Genomic DNA, 20,102 nt, shown 5'->3' with positions numbered 1-20,102 from the left:
TCCGCGCGCGATCGGCTATACCGCCAACACAATTTTGCCAATATGTGCGCTGGTCTCCATCCGCCGATGCGCGTCGGCGGCTTTTTCCAGCGGGAATGAGCTGTCCATCAGCGGTTTTACGCGTCCTTCGCGCAATAGTGGCATGACCTTGGCCTCGATCGCCGCAACCATCGCCGCCTTATCCGCATTAGTACGGGGGCGCAGTGTGGAGCCGGTGTGGGTCAGCCGTTTCACCATCACCTTGGCAATGTTGACGGTGACCTTGGGTCCGTTGAGGGTTGCGATCTGCACGATGCGGCCATCGACCGCCGCGGCATCGTAGTTGCGATCGACGTACTCGCCCGCAACCATGTCGAGGATCAGGTTCGCGCCCACATTGTTGGTCTCGGCCTTGACCACGGCGACGAAGTCCTCGGTCTTGTAGTTGATGGCGCGGTCAGCGCCGAGTTTCAGGCAGGCATCGACCTTGTCCTGCGAGCCGACGGTCACGATCACTTTCGAGCCGAACGCTTTCGCAAGCTGGATCGCCATGGTGCCGATGCCGGAGGAGCCGCCGTGGATCAGCAAGGTTTCCCCCGGCTTCAGCGCACCGCGCTCGAACACATTGTGCCAGACCGTCATCAGCGTTTCCGGGATCGCGCCGGCTTCCTGGATCGAGAGCGAGGGCGGCACTGCCATCGCCTGCGCGTCTTGCGCAATGCAGTATTGGGCGTAGCCGCCGCCCGCCACCAGCGACATCACCTTGTCGCCGAGCTTGTGCTTGGCCGCGCCCGTGCCGAGTGCGACCACTTCGCCCGCGATTTCAAGGCCGGGCAGGTCGCTGGCGCCGGGCGGGGGCGGATAGGCGCCGGAGCGCTGCGCGACGTCCGGGCGGTTGACGCCGGCGGCCATCACCTTGACCAGGATTTCACCCGGACCGGGCACCGGCACGGCGCGGGTTTCTGGCAGCAGCACTTCCGGACCTCCGGGCTTGCTGATGCCGACGACGGTCATTTGCGCGGGCAGCTTTTCCATGATTTGTCCTTGCGAAATGCTGAGAATTTGAAGGCGGCCCCTGATTAGCCAGCCCGGCATCGGCTGGCAACCGCTCCGGGGACCGCCCAGCGCAAGGAGAAACGCATGGCGATCGAGGATGACGACAAGCCGCGGAAGAAGATCACCCACGAGATCGGCCAGGACCTGTCGCTGCTGTCAGTCGAGGAATTGACCGAGCGCATCGCGCTGATGAATTCAGAAATCGAACGGCTGCAAGAAGCGGTCACGAAAAAGCGCGCGTCAAAGGACGCCGCGAACAGTTTCTTCAAGTCGTAGAGATTTTAACTCGATCTCTCACTTCGTCGTCCCTGCGAAAGCAGGGACCCATACCCCGCGGCCCATCTTGTGGCAGGCCGCTGGCCGACTTCCCGCAATCATAACCGCCGGTGGCTATGGGTCCCTGCTTTCGCAGGGACGACCAGCGGTTGGAGTCAACATCAAACTCGGCCAGTGGCCGACATGGCAAATAATCCCTAAAGAAAATCGCTCGTTTACGAAGGATTAAGCTTTCTCCTTTATGACTGGCATCGTCCTCGTTTGGACACCGAGTGGCTCCTGTCCACTCTGTTTGACGCCTCCCTGTTATCAACTTCAAAAGCCGCCGGAAACGGCGGCTCTTTTTTGTGCGTAGTGCGGCTATTTTGTGCCCCCATACGCTGGAAACCATAAATCCGGTTGTCGCTGGACTCTCGACCTCGCCCGAGCAATGATTTGTTCATCATAAGCCGGTGGTTCACAGCCGGTGGGGCAAATAGTGGCGTGAGGGCGTTAACCATGGCGGACCGTTCGCAAAGCGAATCCGCGCTCGTCCAGTTCAGCGAGCGGCTTACCAATTCTGCGGCGTTCGGAACCCTGTTCCGGGAAGGCATGGACCTGGTCGAGGAGACCGCCGCCTATCTCGATGGCGACGGCCGCACCGAGGCCAAGGCGCTCGAACGTTCCGTCAGCCTGACTTACGCAACCGAAAGCATGCGCCTCACCACCCGCCTGATGCAGCTCGCGTCCTGGCTGCTGCTGCATCGCGCGGTCAAGGAAGGCGAGATGACGCTGACCCAGGCCAATCGGGAAAAGACCAAGGTCAAGCTCACGGCCGCCGATCCCTGTGCCGAGGACATGATCGAAAAGCTGCCACAGCAATTGCAGGATCTGATTGCGCGCTCGATGAGCCTGCAGGCGCGGGTCCGCCGGCTCGACCTCACGATCCACGCGCCATCAGCAGAACGTGCCCCGATCGGCAATCCGCTGGTGCCGCAGCTCAACCGCCTGAAGGCGGCGTTCGAACAGTAAGTCTTTCATCCGTCATTCCGGGGCGCGAAGCGAACCCGGAATCTCGAGATTCCTGGTTCGATGCTTCGCATCGCCCCGGAATGACGCCAACGAACAGTCAAACAAAAAAACGCCCCGGCAAACCGGGGCGTTTTTGCATGTCTGGGCGGAAGCAGGCGCGGCTCCGAAAACCCTCAGTCCTTCTTGAGGAAGCCCGAAAACTTCTTCTGGAAGCGCGACACGCGGCCGCCGCGGTCGAGGAGCTGCTGCGAGCCGCCGGTCCAGGCCGGATGCGACTTGGGGTCGATATCGAGGTTCAGCTTGTCGCCTTCCTTGCCCCAGGTGGAGCGGGTCTGGTACTCGGTCCCGTCGGTCATTACGACCGTAATCGTATGATAATTCGGGTGAATTTCGGCTTTCATGGCATATCCTTCGGCGCGCCGGCGCCCGTCTCAAATGGCAATGGGTACGGGATTTGGCCGGCTCTATAACTTAGTAAGGCCACCAAAACAAGCTACGTGTTGTCCCTGATTGGGAATCTCCCGGATTTGCCAGAGGGGGCCGTGGGGGCCTATCTGAGGGCTGAAAAACGGGTCGGATTTCATGAGCGCAGTTGAACAAATCGAAGCCCCCCGCGGCACGCCGCCGCGCGACACCCTGCTCGACGAAGAGGCCTTCATCGAGAGCCAGCTGACGCAGTCGCCGGCCGATACCGGCGCAAAACTTCGTCCGCTGCTGGCGCTGGCGCCCTATGTCGCGCGCTACCGCGGACGTGCGCTGCTCGCCTTCGTCTCGCTGACGGTCGCGGCGATCACCACGCTGGTGGTGCCGGTCGCGGTCAGGCGCATGATCGATTTCGGCTTCAGTCCCGAAGGCATCGCCCTGATCAACAGCTATTTCAGCGTCATGATCGCCATTGTCGCGGTGCTGGCTGCGGCAAGCGCGTCCCGCTACTACCTCGTCATGACGATCGGCGAGCGCATCGTCGCCGATCTCAGGCGCGACGTGTTCGCGCATCTGATCTCGCTGTCGCCGGCGTTCTTCGATTCCGCGCGCTCGGGCGAACTGGTGTCCCGGCTGACGGCCGATACCACCCAGATCAAATCCGCGGTCGGCGCGTCGGTATCGATCGCGCTGCGCAACATAATGCTGTTCATCGGCGCCGCCGCCATGATGGTGATCACGAGCCCGAAACTGTCGGGCTTCGTGCTGCTGGCGATCCCGCTGATCGTGATTCCACTGGTGGCGTTCGGGCGCTGGGTGCGGCGGCTGTCGCGCAACGCGCAGGATACGCTGGCGGACGCCAGCGCCTACGCCTCCGAACTGATCGGCGCGATCAGGACCGTGCAGGCCTATACCAGCGAGCGGATGGCGACCAGCCGCTTCGGCGGCGAGGTCGAACAGGCCTATGAGGCGGCGCGCAGCTCGACGCGGGCGCGCGCGGTGCTGACGCTGATCATCATCTTCATCGTGTTCTCCAGCGTCGTGGCGATCCTCTGGGTCGGCTCGCACGACGTGCTGACCGGGCAGATCACGCCCGGCCGGCTCGGCCAGTTCGTGCTGTATGCGGCATTCGCCGCCAGCGGTCTCGGGCAGCTCAGCGAGGTCTGGGGCGAGGTCTCGGCCGCGTCCGGCGCCGCCGAGCGGCTGTTCGAGATCCTGCGCGTAAAACCGCAGATCACGGCGCCGCCCAAGCCGGTGGCGTTGCCGGTGCCTGCGCGGGGCGATGTCGGTTTTGAAAATGTCAGTTTTGCCTATCCGACGCGGTCGAATGTGCTCGCGGTGGACAACGTTTCGCTCGCGGTCAAGGCCGGCGAAAAGGTCGCGATCGTCGGACCGTCGGGGGCGGGCAAGAGCACGCTGTTTCATCTGCTGCTGCGGTTCTACGATCCCGCACGCGGCACGATTTCGCTCGACGGCGTACCGGTCAAATCGGCCGATCCGGTGGATGTCCGCGCGCGCATCGCGCTGGTGCCGCAGGACTCGGTTGTGTTCGCGGCTTCCGCCCGCGAAAACATCCGCTTCGGCCGGCCGGATGCGAGCGATGCAGAAGTCGAGCGCGCCGCCGATCTCGCCCATGCCACCGAATTCCTGCGCCGGCTGCCCGGCGGCTTCGAGGCACAGCTCGGTGAACGCGGCGTGACGCTGTCGGGCGGCCAGCGCCAGCGCATCGCGATCGCGCGCGCGATCCTGCGCGACGCGCCACTATTGCTGCTCGACGAAGCCACGTCCGCGCTCGATGCCGAAAGCGAGACGCTGGTGCAGACCGCGCTGGAAGAATTGATGCGTCACCGCACCACCCTCGTCATCGCCCATCGCCTCGCCACCGTGCTGTCCTGCGACCGCATCCTGGTGATGGAGCAGGGCAGGATCGTCGAACAGGGCACGCATGCCGAACTGGTCGCGGCGAACGGGCTGTACGCGCGGCTGGCGCGGCTGCAGTTCGAGGGGATTTGAGGCGACAAGAGTTAGACTGTACGCGCGTGGGAGCCGAGTGACGGCGCCTACATAGCCGGGTCAGCGATCCCGACCGCATTTCGGCGAAAGCGCAGGCACGTTCGACCACGGCCAATTCTTCCAACCGCCGTCCTCGCCGACGCAAGCGGTCGTTGAGGCGGACGGGGCCTCGAGGGGCGCGTGCTTGGCAGCATATTGGCGATCCACATAGGTCGTCGACAGGAAGCCGGCGGTGATCACCACCAGGAACGTCGTCGAACCCTTGGCAAATTCGGCCCGCGTCATGTGATCGGCTCCGCAGTTGGGTTTGCAATTGCCGAATTAGCTAGAGGTTCCGGTCCAGCACGGCCGTGATGGATATCACGCCTGCCCCGCGATTTTCAGGACCGGCCTTCCCGAAGTCAGATTCACATCCTCGCCGGCATGTTCGAAGCCGTTGGGTTCGGACGGCCGTGCATGATCCTTGTTGATTTGCAGCAACACTGGCGCGGCTGCAGTTCGAGGGCGCAGATCGTCGGGAACCTAAAGCGTCGTCCTGCTGTTGCAACGCTGTGTTTCTTTGCCCGGTAGATTGAACAGGAGATGGTTATGCCCTTTCGCCGCAGTGGGTTTGTCCTGACGCCGCCGTCGGTCGTGATCTTCGTAATTTCGCTCATATTGGCGGTTCTCGCACTGCTCGTTCACTATGCCCACGTGTCGGTGCCGATCGTCAGTGCCTCGCGGGCATTCGATGTGCTGGCCATCGCCTATGTCGTGTTGACGGCAGGGGTGCTGATCCGCGGCGTATAGTCTCCCGTCCCGTCATTCCCACCGCATCTTCAGCACCGGCCGGCCCGACGTCGGATTGACGTCCTCGCCGGCCTGCGCAAAGCCGTTGCGTTCGTAGAAACGGATGGCGCGGGCGTTGTCCTTGTTGACCAGAAGCGTGACGCCATCGGGTGATCGGTGCTTGGCTTCGTTGACCAAAGCGGTGGCGAGTTTCGAGCCCCAGTTATCCGGGCTGACCACGAGCTGGTCGAGATAGCCGCTTCCGTCGATGGTCACGAAGCCGATCAGGGCATGCGCCTGTTCGGCGACGATGATCGCGGCGTTCGGCACCAGTTCATTGCACCAGCGCTCGCGCCACCACGCCACGCGTGCGGTGAAATCGATCGAAGGATAGGCCTGCTGCCACGTCCGCCGCCACAGCTCGATCGCCGCGTCTTCGTCCTCGGCGCGGTAGGGGCGGAGCGTGAAATCTGCGGTCACCGTTCCGTCAGCTTCAGTTCGATGCGGCGGTTGCGCTTGTAGGCGTCTTCGTTGGGAGCAGGATCGAGCGGCTGGAATTCGGCAAAGCCAGCGGCGACCAGCCGCTGCGCGGGAACGCCGAGGAAAACCAGGTATTGCACCACGGAGATGGCGCGTGCCGACGACAATTCCCAGTTCGACTTGAACAGCGGCGAGTTGATCGGCCGCATGTCGGTGTGGCCGTCGACCCGCAGCACCCAGGCGATCTCGCTCGGAATCTGCTTGTCCAGATCGATCAGCGCGGTGGCGAGCTTGTCGAGTTCGGCGCGGCCCTCGGGCAGCAACAGCGCCTGGCCGCTATCGAAGAAAACTTCCGACTGAAAGACAAAGCGGTCGCCGACGATGCGGATGTCGGGGCGATTGCCCAGAATGGCGCGCAGGCGGCCGAAGAATTCCGAACGGTAGCGCGACAATTCCTGCACGCGCTGCGCCAGCGCGACATTCAAGCGCTGGCCGAGGTCGGCAATCCTCCCTTGCGATTCCTTGTCGCGCTTCTCAGACGCTTCCAGTGCCTCCTCGAGTGCCGCGAGCTGGCGGCGGAGCGCGCTGATCTGCTGATTCAGCACCTCGATCTGGGCGAGCGCGCGCGAGCTCACCGTCTTTTCGGATTCGAGCGCCTTGTTGAGCTCATTGGTGCGGCCCTGGGCGTCGCTGCCGGCGTCGGCCAGCCCCTCGTAAAGCCCCTTGATGCGGTCGCGCTCGCCTTCGGCAGCGGCGAGGCCGGCGCGCAATTGTCCGACCTGGTCGTCGAGCGCGATCTTGCCGAGCTTTTCCAGCGACAGCAGGTCGTTGAGCTGCGCGATCTTGGCGTTGAGCTGCTCCAGTGCCTTGTCCTTGCCGGTGACCTCCTGAGACAGGAAGAACTGCACCACCAAAAACACCGACAGCAGGAACACGATCGACAGCACCAGCGTCGACAGTGCGTCGACGAACCCCGGCCAGTAGTTGAAACCGGATTCGCTGCGGCGTGCACGGGCGAGGGCCATTCGAATTCTCTATCTCTTGGGTTGACGCATTGGCGGCAGTCTATCCCTGTCGCGCGTGGCAGACTGCCTCGATATTGTGGCCGTCGGGATCGAGGACAAAGGCTCCATAGTAACTGGGATGGTAATTCGGGCGTATTCCAGGCGGTCCATTGTCCCTGCCGCCGGCCGCGATGGCTTCTGCATGAAACCGGTCCACGATTGCCCGGTCCTGCGTCGTGAAGGCGATATGGGCGCCCGTCTGTGGCACGCTTCGCCGACTGATCCAGAAGAACGCCCTGGGAGCAACGCCATAGCCCGAGGCGGTTTCGCCTTCCGCAAAGAGTCGCATGATCCCCAGCGGACGAAGCGCCAGATCATAAAAGTTTCTCGATCGTTCGATGTCGCTAACGCCGATGGTTACGTGATCGAGCATATCGAAACTCTCGACCGCTAGCTCTTCTCGGCCTGCCGCGAACTCTTCTCGGGCGGCCTGGCGATCCGTTCCAGCAGTTTCTTGATCTCGCGGTTTTGCTCGCCCTGACCGTCGGCCCATTCGCGGATCATCTGCTGCTCGGTGCGCATATGTGCAACCAGGCCCTGGATGGCCTCGGCGAGGTTGGCCATCGCCGCCGTGGTGCTGCGGCCGCCGCCGCCCTCTTCAACCGCCGCGCGCATGCGTTCCATCGCATGTTGCAATTCGCCGCCGAGCCCGGATGCGCCATCGCCATATTCGCGCACGGTGGAGGCGAGCCAGTCCTCGAGGTCGGTATAGAAGCGGTTCTGCGCCTGGCTCGACTGCAGGTCGAGGAAGCCAAGGATCAGCGAGCCGGCGAGGCCGAACAGCGAGGACGAGAACGAAATGCCCATGCCGCCGAGGGGCGCCGCCAACCCCTCTTTCAGGGTGTCGAACAGGGAGCCGGCATCGCCGCCAACCTTCAAGCCCTCGATCACCTTGCCGACGGAGCCCACGGTTTCGATCAGGCCCCAGAAGGTGCCGAGCAGGCCGAGAAACACCAGCAAGCCCGTCATGTAGCGGGAAATATCGCGCGCCTCGTCCAGCCGCGTCGCGATCGAATCCAGCAGATGCCGCATGGTCTGCTGCGAGATCGTCATCCGCCCCGAGCGCTCGCCGCCGAGGATTGCCGCCATCGGCGCCAGCAGCTTCGGGCGCCGCTCGAGCGCCAGCCCGGGATCGGCGATACGGAAATTGTTGACCCAGGCCACTTCCGGATAGAGCCGGATCACCTGCCGGAACGACAGGATGATGCCGATCAGGAGCACCCCGCCGATCAGCGCGTTGAGGCCGGGATTGGCAAAGAATGCGACGATGATCTGCTTGTAGAGCACGACCGTGACCAGCGCGCACAGCACCAGGAACACCAGCATCCGCACCAGGAAAATCCGGGGGGACGACAGTTTGCTCAGTTCGATCTCCATTTCGGAGCGGGAGGAATGGCCTGAGGGCATTTGCGGGTGTCATCCGTTACGAAAAGCCGAACTGGGGAACCAATATGGCACAGCGGGCTGGAGAAAAAAGCGGGGAAGCCGCGATTTCGGGTAGACGATGGTGGAACCTCTTTCCGAAAGCGGCTTTGACATCAGCGTATTTGGGAACGACTCGATGTCCAACCGGGATTTTTCATAACGGCCTTATATCTCGAGGCGCTGGCGGCCGCCCTGCAGGGCCGGCCGCCCCGTCCAGCGGCTATTCGAAGGAAGCTACTTATTGCCGGATAGACCAGCCGCAGCAGCCCGTTCTCTGCCGAAGGGAGTGGCCACATGAGCTTCGTTTCCACGATCATGGGCACCGCCGAGCGGGTGCCGCTGCCCGACACCATTATCCGGGCCGCAATCCGCCAGCTTTGCTCGCGCACCGCCACGCGGCTCGCCACCGGGAATGCGGAAAGCGATGCCTGGCTCGCCGATGAAATGGTGGCGCGCGCCCTCGCCGAATATAGCGACGAGCCCGATGTCAGGGGTCACGAGGTGCCGGCCGAGTTCTTTGCCCGCGTGCTCGGTCCGAACCGCAAATATTCCTCGTGCTTCTACAAGGAGCCGGCCTCGACACTGCAGGAGGCCGAGGAGGAAGCGCTGCGCCAGACGGTAGAGCATGCCGATCTGGCCGACGGGCAGTCGATTCTCGAACTCGGCTGCGGCTGGGGCTCGCTGTCGCTGTGGATGGCGAGGCAGTTCCCGCATTCGCAAGTTTCGGCGGTCACCAACTCGAACGCGCAACGCGAAAATATCGAGGGCGAGACCGCAAAGCGTGGCCTGGCCAATCTGCGCGTCATCACATCAGACGTGGACCTGTTCGCGCCGGAAGCGCGGTACGACCGCATCCTCTCCATTGAGATGTTCGAACACATGCTGAACTGGCGCGAATTGATGGTTCGACTGCGCGCATGGCTGAAGCCCGACGGCCGGTTCTTCCTGCACATCTTCACTCATCGCTCCGGCGCCTATCTGTTCGATCGCGCCGATGGTGAGGACTCGATCGCACAACGTTTCTTTACCGGCGGCGTGATGCCGAGCCATCATCTGATCCGGCAATATGCCGACCTGTTCGGGGTCGAAAAGGAATGGCGCTGGAGCGGCGTGCACTATCAGCGCACCGCGCAGGATTGGCTTGAAAACTTCGACTCGCATCGCGTCGAAATCGAGCGCGTGCTTCGCAAGGTCCATGGCGACGAGACCGTGTTGTGGATGCGGCGCTGGCGCTGGTTCCTTCTCGCCACCGCAGGCCTGTTCGGTTACGCCGACGGCAGCGAGTGGGGCGTCAGCCATTACCGGCTGAAGGCGGCGTAGCTGCTTGGTCCGTAGCCCGTGTGAAGCGCAGCGAAACCCGGGGCCGTCGACCGGGGTGCCGATTCCCCGGATTGCGCTTCGCTCCATCCGGGCTACGCGCGTAACTGACTGAAATGGGACAGCACACAATCGAGTGAGTCCGGAAAAACCGGCGTTAATTCAGCGTGATAGCGTTGTGTGACATTGGGCCGCCGCGCAACCGTATTGCGTCGCAGCAGGCTCTCCCTATCCTGTCTCCCATCAACCGTGAGTTCCAAGACCGCTTACGACGTCCTCTTGCGACAACGTCGCGAATGCTCAATTCGCGCGCTCAAACCTGAACTGGGGCAATGCTTTCAATGTCCGGACTACAAACGCGATCGGCCTGCATCGTTTTGATGTTGACTGCGATGGCGCCGCTATTGGCTGGCTGCAATGAACCGATCGCCGCCACTGCCGCGGTAAAATCAACCGAGCCTGAGGTGGGAACTTTCACCGTGCGGTCTCAGGCCCGCGCTATCATTCGTGAATTGCCCGGCCGGATCTCGCCCACGCGGGTTTCGGAAGTTCGCGCGCGGGTCTCGGGCATCATCGTCGAACGCCTGTTCCAGCAGGGTACCGAAGTGAAAGCCGGCGATCCGCTGTACCGGATCGATCCCAAGCCGTTCGAGGTGGAACTGCAGGCGAGCCAGGCAGCGCTGGACAAGGCGATGGCGGCGCTCGATCTGGCGAGCCAGCATGCGCGGCGCATTGCGACGCTCACCAGCCAGCGCGCGGCGCCCGAGGCGGAAAACGAAAAGGCGATCGGGGCCCAGCGCCAGGCGGAGGCCGAGGTCGGCAGCCGCAAGGCCGAAGTGGCGCGCGCGCGACTCAATCTCGATTACGCGACGATCCGTGCACCGATCAGCGGCGTCGTCGGCGCGGCGCTGGTGAGCGAAGGCGCGCTGGTGGTGCAGAACGATACGACCAGCCTGGCCACGATTCAGCAGCTCGACCCGATATATGCCGACTTCACCCAGTCGGTGGCCGAGATGAACAAGTTGCGCCGTGCGTTTGACACCGGCGATCTCGACCGGATTGCGCCCGATGCGGCGAAGGTCCGCCTCGTGCTCGACGACGGAACAGTCTATCCGATTTCAGGCAAGCTGCTGTTTTCGGAGGCCAAGGTGGACGCCCATACCGGGCAGGTGACGCTGCGCGGACAGTTCAGCAACCCGAGCCGCGAATTGCTGCCGGGCATGTATGTCCGCGTCCTGATCGAGCAGGGCATCGATACCGACTCCATCGCCGTGCCGCAGCAGGCGATCCAGCGCGACGCCGGCGGCGCAAGCGAAGTCTACGTGGTCAAGGAAGACGGCCTCGTCGCAATGCAGCCGGTCCGCACCGGCGCGGTGCAGGATGGCGTCTGGCTGGTGAGCGAAGGCCTGAAGGATGGCGACCGCGTCATTGTCGACGGCTTCCAGAAATTCGTGCCCGGCGACAAGGTCAGGCCGAAGGAGTGGATCGATGCGGATGCCTCGGTTGGTGCGTTACCCGGTGCACCGACGCAAGCATCCCGCTGAGATAGGACATGCCCAGCTTCTTCATCGACAGGCCGATCTTTGCCTGGGTCGTCGCGCTTTTCATCTGCCTGATCGGCGCGATCTCGATCCCGTTGCTGGCGGTCGCGCAATATCCGATCATCGCGCCGCCCTCGATCTCGATCTCGACCAGCTATCCCGGCGCGTCGCCTGAAAACCTCTACAACAGCGTCACGCGCCTGATCGAGGAGGAGCTCAACGGCGCCTCCGGCATCCTCAATTTCGAATCCACCTCTGACTCGCTGGGGCAGGTCGAAATCATCGCCAACTTCGTGCCGGGCACCGAGACGGGCGCGGCCTCGGTCGAAGTGCAGAACCGCCTCAAGCGCGTCGAGGCGCGGCTTCCGCGTGCCGTGATCCAGCAGGGCATTCTGGTCGAGGAAGCCTCCTCGGCCGTGCTGCAGATCATCACGCTGAACTCGACCGACGGCTCGCTCGACGAAATCGGCCTCGGCGATTTCATGATCCGCAACGTGCTCGGCGAGATCAGGCGCATACCCGGCGTCGGCCGCGCCACGCTTTATTCGACGGAACGTTCGCTGCGGATCTGGATCGATCCGGCCAAGCTGGTCGGCTACGGTCTCACCGCCGACGACGTCAACAAGGCGATAACAGCGCAGAACGCGCAGGTGGCCTCCGGCAGCATCGGCGCCGAGCCGAGCACGCCGGAACAGAAGATTTCCGCGCTGGTGCTGGTCAAGGGCCAGCTCTCCTCGCCGGACGAATTCGGCGCGATCACACTGCGCGCCAATCCGGACGGATCGACGGTGCGGCTGCGCGACGTCGCCCGCATCGAGATCGGCGGCCTGAGCTACCAGTTCAACACGCGGCTCAACGGCAAGCCGACGGCGGGCCTGTCCGTGCTGCTGTCGCCGACCGGGAACGCGCTCGCGACCGCCAGCGCCGTCGAAGCCAAGATGAAGGAATTGTCAAAATTCTTCCCGGCCAATATCGGCTACGAAATCCCCTACAACATCACGCCCGTCGTCAAGGCCTCGATCAACAAGGTGCTGATGACGCTGGTCGAGGCGGTGGTGCTGGTCTTCATCGTGATGTTCCTGTTCCTGCAGAACATCCGCTACACCATCATCCCGACCATCGTGGTGCCGGTGGCGCTGCTCGGCACCTGCGCGATGCTGATGGCGGCCGGCTATTCCATCAACATGCTGACCATGTTCGGCATGGTGCTGGCGGTCGGCATCCTCGTCGACGACGCCATCGTCGTGGTCGAGAACGTCGAGCGCATCATGGCCGCGGAAGGCCTGCCGCCGAAGGAAGCCACCCGCAAGGCGATGTCGCAGATCACCAGCGCCATCATCGGCATCACGCTGGTGCTGATGGCGGTGTTCGTGCCGATGGCGTTCTTTCCGGGATCGGTCGGCATCATCTACCGCCAGTTCTCGGTCACCATGGTTTCCGCGATCGCCTTCTCGGCGCTGCTGGCGCTGTCGCTCACGCCAGCCTTGTGCGCGACGCTCTTGAAGCCCGTCGAAGCCGGCCATGGTCACGCGCGCACGGGCGTGTTCGGCTGGTTCAACCGCGTGCTCGAGTCGAGCCGCGGTGGCTACACGCGCACTGTGAAGGGATCGCTGAAGCGCACCGGACGCTTGATGCTGATCTATGCCGCATTGTTGATTGGCCTGGGCTGGGCTTTCGTCCGGCTGCCCGGCGGCTTCCTGCCGGTCGACGACCAGGGTTTTATCACCACCGACGTGCAGACGCCGTCGGACTCTTCCTATGCCCGCACCGAGGCTGCGGTCGAGCAGGTCGAAAAATATCTGCGCGATCGCGCCGGTGTCGAGGACGTGACGTTCCTCACCGGATTCAGCTTTCTCGGCCAGGGCGTGAACACCGCGCAGGCCTTCATCACGCTGAAGGACTGGTCGGAGCGCGGGCCTAAGGATTCCGCCGCGGCGATTGTCGCGGACATCAACCGTGATCTCTCCTCGATCCGCGACGCCAAAATTTCGGCGCTGCAGCCGCCGCCGATCGACAATCTCGGCAACTCCTCGGGCTTTTCGTTCCGCCTGCAGGACCGCGGCCAGAAGGGCTATCCGGCGCTGGTCGCCGCCGCCGACCGGCTGATCGCGGAAGCCAATGCCAGCCCGGTGCTGCAAAAGGTCTATGTCGAGGGCCTGCCGCCGGCGCCGCAGGTCAATCTGACGATCGACCGCGAAAAGGCCGGCGCATTCGGCGTCACTTTCGAGGACATCAACCAGACGATTTCGACCAATCTCGGCTCGAACTACATCAACGACTTCCCGAACCGCGGGCGGATGCAGCGCGTGATCGTGCAGGCCGACCGCGCCAGCCGCATGAATGCCGACGACATCCTCAATTACAACGTCAAGAACAGCCGCGGGCAATTGGTGCCGTTCTCGGCCTTCGCCACGGTGCAGTGGTCGAAGGGACCGACCCAGATCGCGGGCTTCAACTACTATCCCGCCGTGCGCATCTCCGGCGAAGCCAAGCCCGGTTTCACCTCCGGTGACGCCATCGCCGAGATGGAGCGACTCGCAAACAGGCTGCCGCGCGGCTTCGGCTTCGAATGGACCGGGCAGTCACTGCAGGAAAAACTGTCGGGTTCGCAGGCGCCGTTCCTGCTCGGCCTTTCGGTGCTGGTGGTGTTCCTCTTGCTCGCAGCCCTCTATGAGAGCTGGACCATTCCACTCGCGGTGCTGCTGACGGTGCCGCTCGGCATCTGCGGCGCGGTGATCGCAGCCACCATGCGCGGCCTGCCGAACGACGTCTACTTCACCGTCGGCCTGATCACCATCATTGGACTGGCGGCAAAAGACGCCATCCTCATCATCGAATTCGCCAAGGATTTGCGCGCGCAGGGCAAGCCGCTGATCGAAGCCACGATCGAAGCGTGCAGCTTGCGCTTCCGCCCGATCCTGATGACAGGCCTCGCCTTCGTCTGCGGCGTGCTGCCAATGGCGATCGCCACCGGCGCCGGCGGCGCCAGCCAGCAGGCGCTGGGCACCAGCGTCATGGGCGGCATGATCGCGGTGGTGATCCTGGCGCTGCTGATGGTGCCGGTGTTCTTCGTCTCAGTGCAGCGCGTGCTGGCGGGGGATCGGGAGCCGAAGGCGGAGGAGGCGGCCGAGCCGCATGGGCTTCCAGCGCCGGCGCGGCACAGCCACCACTGAAATGTCATTGCCGGGCTTGACCCCGCAATCCATCCGGGGGAGCCCTCTAACGAAGATTGATGGATGCGCCGGTCAAGCCCGAATTGGCTGCGATTGGTGTTGTTGGGAAAAATTCGCGGTCCACGCTACCAGCGAATCCACGTCTGCGAGAATATCTTCTCCGATCGTGCTTTATGATCGACAGCTTTGTACAGCTCTCCGTGCACAATTTGGAGCCATTCGGTTTTCAGGCTTTGCTCTTCTAAGAACGTAAGAGGTGGCTGCAGGTTCTTTCTAGTCAAAGCTTTCTGCCGGAATTCGTTGAAAAGAATTTGAGTGATTGAAGCGAGTGATCGTGTGATGGGGGTGCCACCGGGACCCTTTTCAACGAAGCGAGCAACAATACTCTCTCCATCTACGTCTTTGTTCTTCGCTATGCCGTCGACCAGCTCGGCCCAATTTGGAAAGCCGAGTTCGCGGCTTGCGCCCGAGCCAAAAATTAGGCCGAGGCGGCCTCGAGGTAGTTGGCGGCGAAGATGAGCGACGGCCTTCGGGTCGCGAGCAAGAATATCTACCTTTGCCATAACAGCTCAGTCTTGATTTAGAAACAGACTAAGCTGATCCGATTCGGACTTTAATTGCGAGTACCAATTTGCTGGTGCAATCGAACGCTGTGGTTCTGATGTGTTGCCTAGAGTGATGTCTACATACTCGCCGAGTACGTCTAGGAAAGACAAATCTGGCTTTAAGAACAGGTGGTTAAGATTCCAAAGGCCGCTCGTTGCGATCCGCCAGTCGTCGCTGAATTTGCCGAGCCAGGGCCCGATAGTCTTGGGAGACAGAAGTCCAGTTCTAGACAGCAATCCAATTGCATTTCGCTCTATGTAGGCCCTGTCACTTGCGGGGCCAGCTGCGTCAGGGATGTTAAGCCATAACAAGTTCATCTCGCCAATGAGCGAACTCACTCGTTGCTCAAGTTCTAGCTCGTTAGCGCGAATTGAAATTGGAGCAGATTGCCCAGCAGCCCAACTATCTGGCCATTTCGTATCCGCCTCAGTCCTCATAATTGTTCGCCCAACATGCGATCGGAAGATAGACGAGCGGTGACTGCCGGTACCTGCCCCGGTGCCTCGATGCGTGCTGATTCTATCCCAGAGAGTTGTTCGAGAGCCTTTGCTAACTGCGTGAGTCCCAACGCGGATGATACGTGGCATGGAAGCAGAGCGCTCAAATTCTAGGGCTTTGCCGGTGATGAAGTAAACCCCGCGTTCGGGCCAGTTCATTTTTCCGTTCATTTCAACAAAGCGCCGGCCGCCTCTCTGCCCTTGCCAGAGGCGTCTGATAATTTTGTAGAACTTCTTTAGGTCTCTTTTGAGTTCATCCTCACTGTTCAACTTCGCCAGCGATCTTAAGCGAAAACCTAGCGATAAGTGGAATAATGGTTCGACGGTTCTACTGCCCTGCGAGCGAATTACTTCCCTTATCGGCCCGGCATATTCTTCCCCGCAATAAAGGCCAACAGTATCACCAGGTCTCAATAAAGAACGCATCTGATCTCCAGTGCGCTTGGCCCAATCAATTCTTTCCACTCGCGAAATCTTTTTTAAGGTTACGTCATAAGGGTCAATGATCTGTCCGAGGTCTAGCACGCCATGCTTCGCGGAAAGAATGTAAGTCTGTTTGCCGGCATCGAGCGCAGCCAGGAGTGATTTTCTAAACAATGACGATTCATACAATGCAGCAGCCGGTGCACTGTGAGAGGCTTTGGTTTTGGAGCATGAAACAAATGAAATGTGTGTCATCTCATTCAATGCCACCCCATGCGTGATCATGCAAAACGCACGCATCGCATCTGGTGCATGGCACGACGTTGCCATTGTCAATTTGGGGTTGATAACAACTCCAAGTGTCGGTCTTGCTGATGCCGAGCTTTCTTGCCTGCGTGGCAATCTCGCGTTTCGACAGCCTAAGAAGGGGCGCCTCTATCGAGGGGCCGGTCGGATTTGCGATCAGCGCCATTGATTTGTAGGCATTGAAGAACTCCTCCGTGCAATCAGGATAACCCGAAAATTCGACGCAGTTCAGGCCTATTAATACCTTTTCCGCGCCGACGCCCGCTGCATGTGCACAAGCTATGGATAGGAACAGAGTATTGCGACCGGGGAGAAAGGCGGGGGAGACGCTCTTTCGCATTCGCGCAATCTCCCTGTCTTCTGGGATTGATCGAATTGGCTTTTTCCAACTGATTGAAACGACTTCGCGAGGGATACCCTGAGCTGAGCACTGCTTCTCCGCAAAGAGCATTTCTACCTTCAGCCGCTGTCCATAGTCGATGCCAAGGCTTACAACGTCGTGTCCGTCGACCTTTGCCTGATAAAGGCAGGTCGTGGAGTCCATGCCTCCGCTGTGTAGTACCAACACTCGCATTTGGCGCCTCACATGGCCGGGTGAACGCTCAGATCTAGGCCATATCGAACTTGCTTTGCCACGGTCTCTCTTTAAGTAGCAGAAGAGGTGACTGCCCTTCGCGAGTATTTGCCGCAAGTGGCATTCCAAATCATACTCCGCCGAACATTGATCAGGAAGGGCAGCCCCCTTACTTCCCCAGCGCCCCAGTATCTTCACCAATTCCCCGTGCACGTACTCATTCCCGCACACCACGTGCCCGCTCTGCATCTCGCGCACAACTGCCAGGATACCCGGATTTGGCGGTGCGCTCATGTCCACATGCCAGCCCACCGGATGATGGAATTATCTCGCTGATTTGCCCGACGTGTCAAATGTCTGCTTCGACACGCGATGCGTGCCGGCTACTGTGCATGGGGTTGTTTTCGATATTTTGGTTGGAGCCGCCGGGATGACGGCGCGGGGCCAGGAACCGTAGGCCTATTTGCCGAGCGGCTTTAGAATCTTCACCAGCTCGCTATGCACGAACTCGTTGCCGGCAATCACATGCCCGGTCTTCAGCGGATCGTCATTGCCCTCGGTGCCCGAGATCGTCCCCCCAGCCTCTCGCACCATGATCTGTCCGGCCGCGATGTCCCAGGGCTGCAGGTTGCGTTCCCAGTAGCCGTCGAGGCGGCCGGCGGCGACGAAGGCGAGGTCGAGGGAGGCGGCGCCGAAGCGGCGGAAGCCGGCGACCTTGCTTTGCAGCGCGGCCATTTCCTTCAGCGCGATCTCATGGTCGCCGCGGCCGATATGCGGCAGGCCGCAGGCGACGACGCATTCGTCGAGCCGGCGGCGGCCGGCGACGCGCAGCCGCTGGTCGTTGAGGAACGCGCCCTTGCCGCGTTCGGCGATGTACAACTCGTCATTGGCGGGATTGTAGATCACGCCGGCAATGATGGTGTCTTCGCGCCGCAGACCGATCGAGATCGCAAATTGCGGGATGCCGTGCAGGAAGTTGGTGGTGCCGTCCAGGGGATCGACGATCCAGGTGTGGGTCTTGTCGGCGCCTTCGCGGCTGCCGCCTTCCTCGCCGATGAAGCCGTAGCCCGGCCGCGCCTTGGCGAGGTCCTCGTACAGCATTTCCTCGGCGCGCTTGTCGGCCTTGGTGACGAAGTTCGCCGGTCCCTTCAGCGACACCTGCAGGTGCTCGATCTCGCCGAGGTCGCGCTTGAGGCTGCGGCCGGCGCGGCGCGCGGCTTTCACCATGACGTTGATAAGGGCTGAATACAGCATGATGCGGGCTTACGGTGTGAGAAGGGACGGCCCAATGCCGTCAGGGGTTAGGGACTGGGTGCCCTGCAGACGTGCCGCCGTCAAGGCGTCATTTGCCGGTGGTGCCGGTCCATTTGCGCGCCGCCGCCTCGACCTTGGCGCGGTCCTCGGGGCTGAGCTCCGAGAGCCGCTCATCGAGCTCGGGATCGCCCTTGCCGGCTGTCTTGGCGACAAGGTGCCACTTCAGGCCTTCGATCTTGTCCACCGGCACTCCCAGTCCGCTCACCAGCACGCGGGCGAGGCGGTTCTGCGCGATCGGCGAATTCTGCCGCGCCGCCTTGCGCAGCAGCGCGATCGCCGCGGCCTGGTTCTTCGGCGTGCCGGTGCCGTTGAACAGCGCGATGGCATATTCGACCTCGGCGTCGACATTGTCGGCCAGCGAAGCCGCCTGCAACAGCCGCACCGCCCGCTCGAGGTCCTTCGGCACGCCGTTGCCTTCCTTGTAGAAGGTCGCGAGCGCGTACTGCGCCTCCGGGTTGCCGGCGTCGGCTGCGGTACGCAGCAGTTCGGCGGCGCGCTTGACGTCCTGCGGCAGCGTGTTGCCGTCGAGATAGAGCAGCGCCAGATTGTACGCCGCCTTGGGGTTGCCGAGCTTGGCCGAGGAGGCCAGCAGCTTGACCGCCTGATCGCGGTTGGTGGCGCCGCCGCGGCCGGACAGCCGCATCATGGCGAGCGCGAACATGCCTTCGCGGTCGCCGGCGTCCGCCGCGCGCTGGTACCAGTCGGCGGCCTTCGCATAGTCGCGCTTGATGCCGAGCCCGTTGGCATAGAGCTCGCCCAGCATCGTCATCGCCTTCGGATCGCGGGCAAATTGCGCGCGCGTGGTCGCGAGATCGAAGGTCGTCTTGTAGAGGCCGCGCTGATAGGCGCCATAGACGTTGTCGACGTTCGGATCATCGAAGGTCGGTGTCGGCGAGGGGGAGGGCGTTGGTGCTGCCACGGGTTTGGTCGTAACCGTGGGCTTGAGCGGCGCCGCCGGCGTTGGTGTCGCCGCGGGCTTTTTCGCAGCCGTCGGAGCCTTTGGTTTGGGCGCTTCCTTTTTCGCCGCCGCTGGCGGGCTCGCGGGCGGCTGCGCGGCGGGCGGCGTCAGCGAGACCTGCGCGGTGGCGCCGGCCATCGTCATCAAGAGGCCCGCAAGCAGCGATATGGGACGCAGTAGTTTCATATCCGGCGTTATCCGCGCCCGGCCTTGTCGGTGCCAGTGCCGGTCTTGGCCTTTCCGAACGCGGTTTCGTGCGCTTCTGCGATCGCCTGCCCGGCATCGGTCAGCGCCGCCTTGGCGCCGCGCGGGTCGGCCCAGATGAAATCGCCGACCAGCACAAAATCCGCACCGACGGCCGCAAATTCAAAAGCCTCCTCGCGCGAGGCGGCAAAGCCGATGCAAGGCGGCTCGAACAGTTCATCCCACCATTGCAGGCGCTCGGCGATCGCGTCCACCGACGGCCGCTGGCCGCTGGCGTCGGGTTCGCCGAACAGCACGTAGTCCGCGCCCGCTTCGCCCGCAGCCATCGAATCGTGTCGCGTGGCAAGCCCGCCGACGCCGGCAATGCGGTCCGGCTTCAGTGACGGCAAGGCCTCTTCCAGCGCGGCGATGCCATTCAGATGCGCGCCGTCGGCGCCCGCCCGCGCCACCAGTTCGACATGGCCGTCGAGCAGGAGTGCCGCGCCGGCGTTCTGGATCACGGGCGCCAGCGTCTTCACGCGCGAAATCATGGTGCGCTGGTCCGTCTGCTTGAGCCGCAGCAGCACCGCCGCGACGTCGGCCGCCGCCAACAGCTCCGGAAGCTGACTTGCGAACTGCGACGGATCGTCCACCTCTGATGTCGCGAGATAGAGGCGCGGCGCCGGGCGCAGCGGAACAGGTTTGTTAGCCAAGT

The 20,102-nt window shown here is 62.5% G+C and carries 21 protein-coding genes; 7 read left to right on the top strand and 14 right to left on the bottom strand.

All coding sequences use genetic code 11. From position 1 onward, the window contains the following. Positions 1-15: 15 nt before the first annotated feature. On the bottom strand, positions 16-1,014 hold the full coding sequence (locus V1283_RS33250) for an NAD(P)H-quinone oxidoreductase (protein WP_334390840.1): 999 nt from the start codon (positions 1,012-1,014) through the stop codon (positions 16-18). 105 nt (positions 1,015-1,119) lie between these two features. Here V1283_RS33250 and V1283_RS33245 point away from each other — a divergent pair, with 105 nt between their 5' ends. After that, complete coding sequence (locus tag V1283_RS33245; RefSeq protein ID WP_334390839.1) at positions 1,120-1,311, top strand: DUF1192 domain-containing protein; 192 nt, start codon at positions 1,120-1,122, stop codon at positions 1,309-1,311. A gap of 498 nt (positions 1,312-1,809) precedes the next feature. Further along, a complete protein-coding gene (rcdA, locus tag V1283_RS33240; RefSeq protein WP_334390838.1) occupies positions 1,810-2,322 on the top strand; it encodes a protease adaptor protein RcdA in 513 nt (170 codons plus the stop codon). Positions 2,323-2,495: 173 nt separating this feature from the next. On the opposite strand, the gene rpmE is transcribed toward rcdA, so the two are convergent. Then, positions 2,496-2,723: a 50S ribosomal protein L31 gene (rpmE, locus tag V1283_RS33235; RefSeq protein ID WP_108514241.1), complete on the bottom strand. Its 228-nt coding sequence runs from the start codon at positions 2,721-2,723 to the stop codon at positions 2,496-2,498. A gap of 181 nt (positions 2,724-2,904) precedes the next feature. Here rpmE and V1283_RS33230 point away from each other — a divergent pair, with 181 nt between their 5' ends. Next, positions 2,905-4,758, top strand: a complete 1,854-nt coding sequence (locus V1283_RS33230) for an ABC transporter ATP-binding protein/permease (protein ID WP_334390837.1) — start codon at positions 2,905-2,907, stop codon at positions 4,756-4,758. 60 nt (positions 4,759-4,818) lie between these two features. Here the strand turns inward: V1283_RS33230 and V1283_RS33225 are convergent, their stop codons facing one another. After that, the gene (locus V1283_RS33225) at positions 4,819-5,043 is read right to left on the bottom strand and encodes a hypothetical protein (RefSeq protein WP_334390836.1); all 225 of its coding nucleotides are present in this window, start codon (positions 5,041-5,043) and stop codon (positions 4,819-4,821) included. 303 nt (positions 5,044-5,346) lie between these two features. Here V1283_RS33225 and V1283_RS33220 point away from each other — a divergent pair, with 303 nt between their 5' ends. Continuing rightward, positions 5,347-5,547 carry a hypothetical protein gene (locus V1283_RS33220; RefSeq protein ID WP_334390835.1) on the top strand — a complete coding sequence of 67 codons (201 nt, stop codon included), beginning with the start codon at positions 5,347-5,349 and terminating at the stop codon, positions 5,545-5,547. A gap of 12 nt (positions 5,548-5,559) precedes the next feature. Here V1283_RS33220 and V1283_RS33215 read toward each other — a convergent pair whose 3' ends face one another. From V1283_RS33215 to V1283_RS33200, 4 genes are read right to left on the bottom strand one after another with little or no spacing between them, the layout of a single operon-like run. Further along, positions 5,560-6,006, bottom strand: coding sequence for a GNAT family N-acetyltransferase (locus tag V1283_RS33215; protein WP_334390834.1), 447 nt, complete (start codon positions 6,004-6,006; stop codon positions 5,560-5,562). Further along, positions 6,003-7,031, bottom strand: a complete 1,029-nt coding sequence (locus tag V1283_RS33210) for a peptidoglycan -binding protein (RefSeq protein ID WP_334390833.1) — start codon at positions 7,029-7,031, stop codon at positions 6,003-6,005. The genes V1283_RS33215 and V1283_RS33210 overlap by 4 nt, the downstream gene beginning before the upstream one ends. Before the next feature lie 40 nt (positions 7,032-7,071). Beyond that, a complete protein-coding gene (locus V1283_RS33205) occupies positions 7,072-7,443 on the bottom strand; it encodes a VOC family protein (protein ID WP_334390832.1) in 372 nt (123 codons plus the stop codon). 17 nt (positions 7,444-7,460) lie between these two features. Then, positions 7,461-8,477, bottom strand: a complete 1,017-nt coding sequence (locus V1283_RS33200) for a flagellar motor protein MotA (protein ID WP_334390831.1) — start codon at positions 8,475-8,477, stop codon at positions 7,461-7,463. Between the two features lie 312 nt (positions 8,478-8,789). On the opposite strand from V1283_RS33200, the gene V1283_RS33195 reads away from it, so the two are divergent. Next, entirely contained in the window at positions 8,790-9,815 is a 1,026-nt protein-coding gene (locus V1283_RS33195) for an SAM-dependent methyltransferase (RefSeq protein WP_334390830.1), read from the top strand. 310 nt (positions 9,816-10,125) lie between these two features. On the opposite strand, the gene V1283_RS33190 is transcribed toward V1283_RS33195, so the two are convergent. Beyond that, a complete protein-coding gene (locus V1283_RS33190) occupies positions 10,126-10,290 on the bottom strand; it encodes a hypothetical protein (RefSeq protein WP_334390829.1) in 165 nt (54 codons plus the stop codon). A 1-nt stretch (position 10,291) separates the two neighbouring features. Here V1283_RS33190 and V1283_RS33185 point away from each other — a divergent pair, with 1 nt between their 5' ends. Next, on the top strand, positions 10,292-11,356 hold the full coding sequence (locus V1283_RS33185) for an efflux RND transporter periplasmic adaptor subunit (RefSeq protein WP_334390828.1): 1,065 nt from the start codon (positions 10,292-10,294) through the stop codon (positions 11,354-11,356). Between the two features lie 8 nt (positions 11,357-11,364). Next, positions 11,365-14,526 carry a multidrug efflux RND transporter permease subunit gene (locus tag V1283_RS33180; RefSeq protein WP_334390827.1) on the top strand — a complete coding sequence of 1,054 codons (3,162 nt, stop codon included), beginning with the start codon at positions 11,365-11,367 and terminating at the stop codon, positions 14,524-14,526. Positions 14,527-14,651: 125 nt separating this feature from the next. Here V1283_RS33180 and V1283_RS33175 read toward each other — a convergent pair whose 3' ends face one another. The 6 genes from V1283_RS33175 to V1283_RS33150 all read right to left on the bottom strand — a co-directional run bounded on the left by V1283_RS33175 (position 14,652) and on the right by V1283_RS33150 (position 20,100). Further along, positions 14,652-15,089: a hypothetical protein gene (locus V1283_RS33175; protein ID WP_334390826.1), complete on the bottom strand. Its 438-nt coding sequence runs from the start codon at positions 15,087-15,089 to the stop codon at positions 14,652-14,654. Between the two features lie 6 nt (positions 15,090-15,095). Then, complete coding sequence (locus tag V1283_RS33170) at positions 15,096-16,337, bottom strand: DUF6884 domain-containing protein (RefSeq protein ID WP_334390825.1); 1,242 nt, start codon at positions 16,335-16,337, stop codon at positions 15,096-15,098. Further along, the gene (gene queC / locus V1283_RS33165; RefSeq protein WP_334390824.1) at positions 16,309-16,932 is read right to left on the bottom strand and encodes a 7-cyano-7-deazaguanine synthase QueC; all 624 of its coding nucleotides are present in this window, start codon (positions 16,930-16,932) and stop codon (positions 16,309-16,311) included. The genes V1283_RS33170 and queC overlap by 29 nt, the downstream gene beginning before the upstream one ends. Positions 16,933-17,391: 459 nt before the next feature. Next, the gene (locus tag V1283_RS33160; RefSeq protein ID WP_334390823.1) at positions 17,392-18,186 is read right to left on the bottom strand and encodes an inositol monophosphatase family protein; all 795 of its coding nucleotides are present in this window, start codon (positions 18,184-18,186) and stop codon (positions 17,392-17,394) included. A gap of 88 nt (positions 18,187-18,274) precedes the next feature. Next, positions 18,275-19,390, bottom strand: a complete 1,116-nt coding sequence (locus V1283_RS33155; protein ID WP_334390822.1) for a tetratricopeptide repeat protein — start codon at positions 19,388-19,390, stop codon at positions 18,275-18,277. 8 nt (positions 19,391-19,398) lie between these two features. Then, positions 19,399-20,100, bottom strand: a complete 702-nt coding sequence (locus V1283_RS33150) for a thiamine phosphate synthase (protein ID WP_334390821.1) — start codon at positions 20,098-20,100, stop codon at positions 19,399-19,401. Between the last annotated feature and the right edge of the window lie 2 nt (positions 20,101-20,102).

The sequence above is a fragment of the Bradyrhizobium sp. AZCC 2262 genome, from assembly GCF_036924535.1.
Classification (GTDB): domain Bacteria; phylum Pseudomonadota; class Alphaproteobacteria; order Rhizobiales; family Xanthobacteraceae; genus Bradyrhizobium.
Note: the sequence above shows the minus strand (reverse complement) of the source record. Positions and strands in the feature narration are given on the sequence as shown.

Bases quoted from the DNA above. Each gene is read 5' to 3' on its own strand.
- V1283_RS33250 (WP_334390840.1), bottom strand. From the start codon at position 1,014: ATGGAAAAGCTGCCCGCGCAAATGACCGTCGTCGGCATCAGCAAGCCC.
- V1283_RS33245 (WP_334390839.1), top strand. From the start codon at position 1,120: ATGGCGATCGAGGATGACGACAAGCCGCGGAAGAAGATCACCCACGAG.
- rcdA (WP_334390838.1), top strand. From the start codon at position 1,810: ATGGCGGACCGTTCGCAAAGCGAATCCGCGCTCGTCCAGTTCAGCGAG.
- rpmE (WP_108514241.1), bottom strand. From the start codon at position 2,723: ATGAAAGCCGAAATTCACCCGAATTATCATACGATTACGGTCGTAATG.
- V1283_RS33230 (WP_334390837.1), top strand. From the start codon at position 2,905: ATGAGCGCAGTTGAACAAATCGAAGCCCCCCGCGGCACGCCGCCGCGC.
- V1283_RS33225 (WP_334390836.1), bottom strand. From the start codon at position 5,043: ATGACGCGGGCCGAATTTGCCAAGGGTTCGACGACGTTCCTGGTGGTG.
- V1283_RS33220 (WP_334390835.1), top strand. From the start codon at position 5,347: ATGCCCTTTCGCCGCAGTGGGTTTGTCCTGACGCCGCCGTCGGTCGTG.
- V1283_RS33210 (WP_334390833.1), bottom strand. From the start codon at position 7,031: ATGGCCCTCGCCCGTGCACGCCGCAGCGAATCCGGTTTCAACTACTGG.
- V1283_RS33205 (WP_334390832.1), bottom strand. From the start codon at position 7,443: ATGCTCGATCACGTAACCATCGGCGTTAGCGACATCGAACGATCGAGA.
- V1283_RS33200 (WP_334390831.1), bottom strand. From the start codon at position 8,477: ATGCCCTCAGGCCATTCCTCCCGCTCCGAAATGGAGATCGAACTGAGC.
- V1283_RS33195 (WP_334390830.1), top strand. From the start codon at position 8,790: ATGAGCTTCGTTTCCACGATCATGGGCACCGCCGAGCGGGTGCCGCTG.
- V1283_RS33180 (WP_334390827.1), top strand. From the start codon at position 11,365: ATGCCCAGCTTCTTCATCGACAGGCCGATCTTTGCCTGGGTCGTCGCG.
- V1283_RS33175 (WP_334390826.1), bottom strand. From the start codon at position 15,089: ATGGCAAAGGTAGATATTCTTGCTCGCGACCCGAAGGCCGTCGCTCAT.
- V1283_RS33170 (WP_334390825.1), bottom strand. From the start codon at position 16,337: ATGATCACGCATGGGGTGGCATTGAATGAGATGACACACATTTCATTT.
- queC (WP_334390824.1), bottom strand. From the start codon at position 16,932: ATGCGAGTGTTGGTACTACACAGCGGAGGCATGGACTCCACGACCTGC.
- V1283_RS33160 (WP_334390823.1), bottom strand. From the start codon at position 18,186: ATGCTGTATTCAGCCCTTATCAACGTCATGGTGAAAGCCGCGCGCCGC.
- V1283_RS33155 (WP_334390822.1), bottom strand. From the start codon at position 19,390: ATGAAACTACTGCGTCCCATATCGCTGCTTGCGGGCCTCTTGATGACG.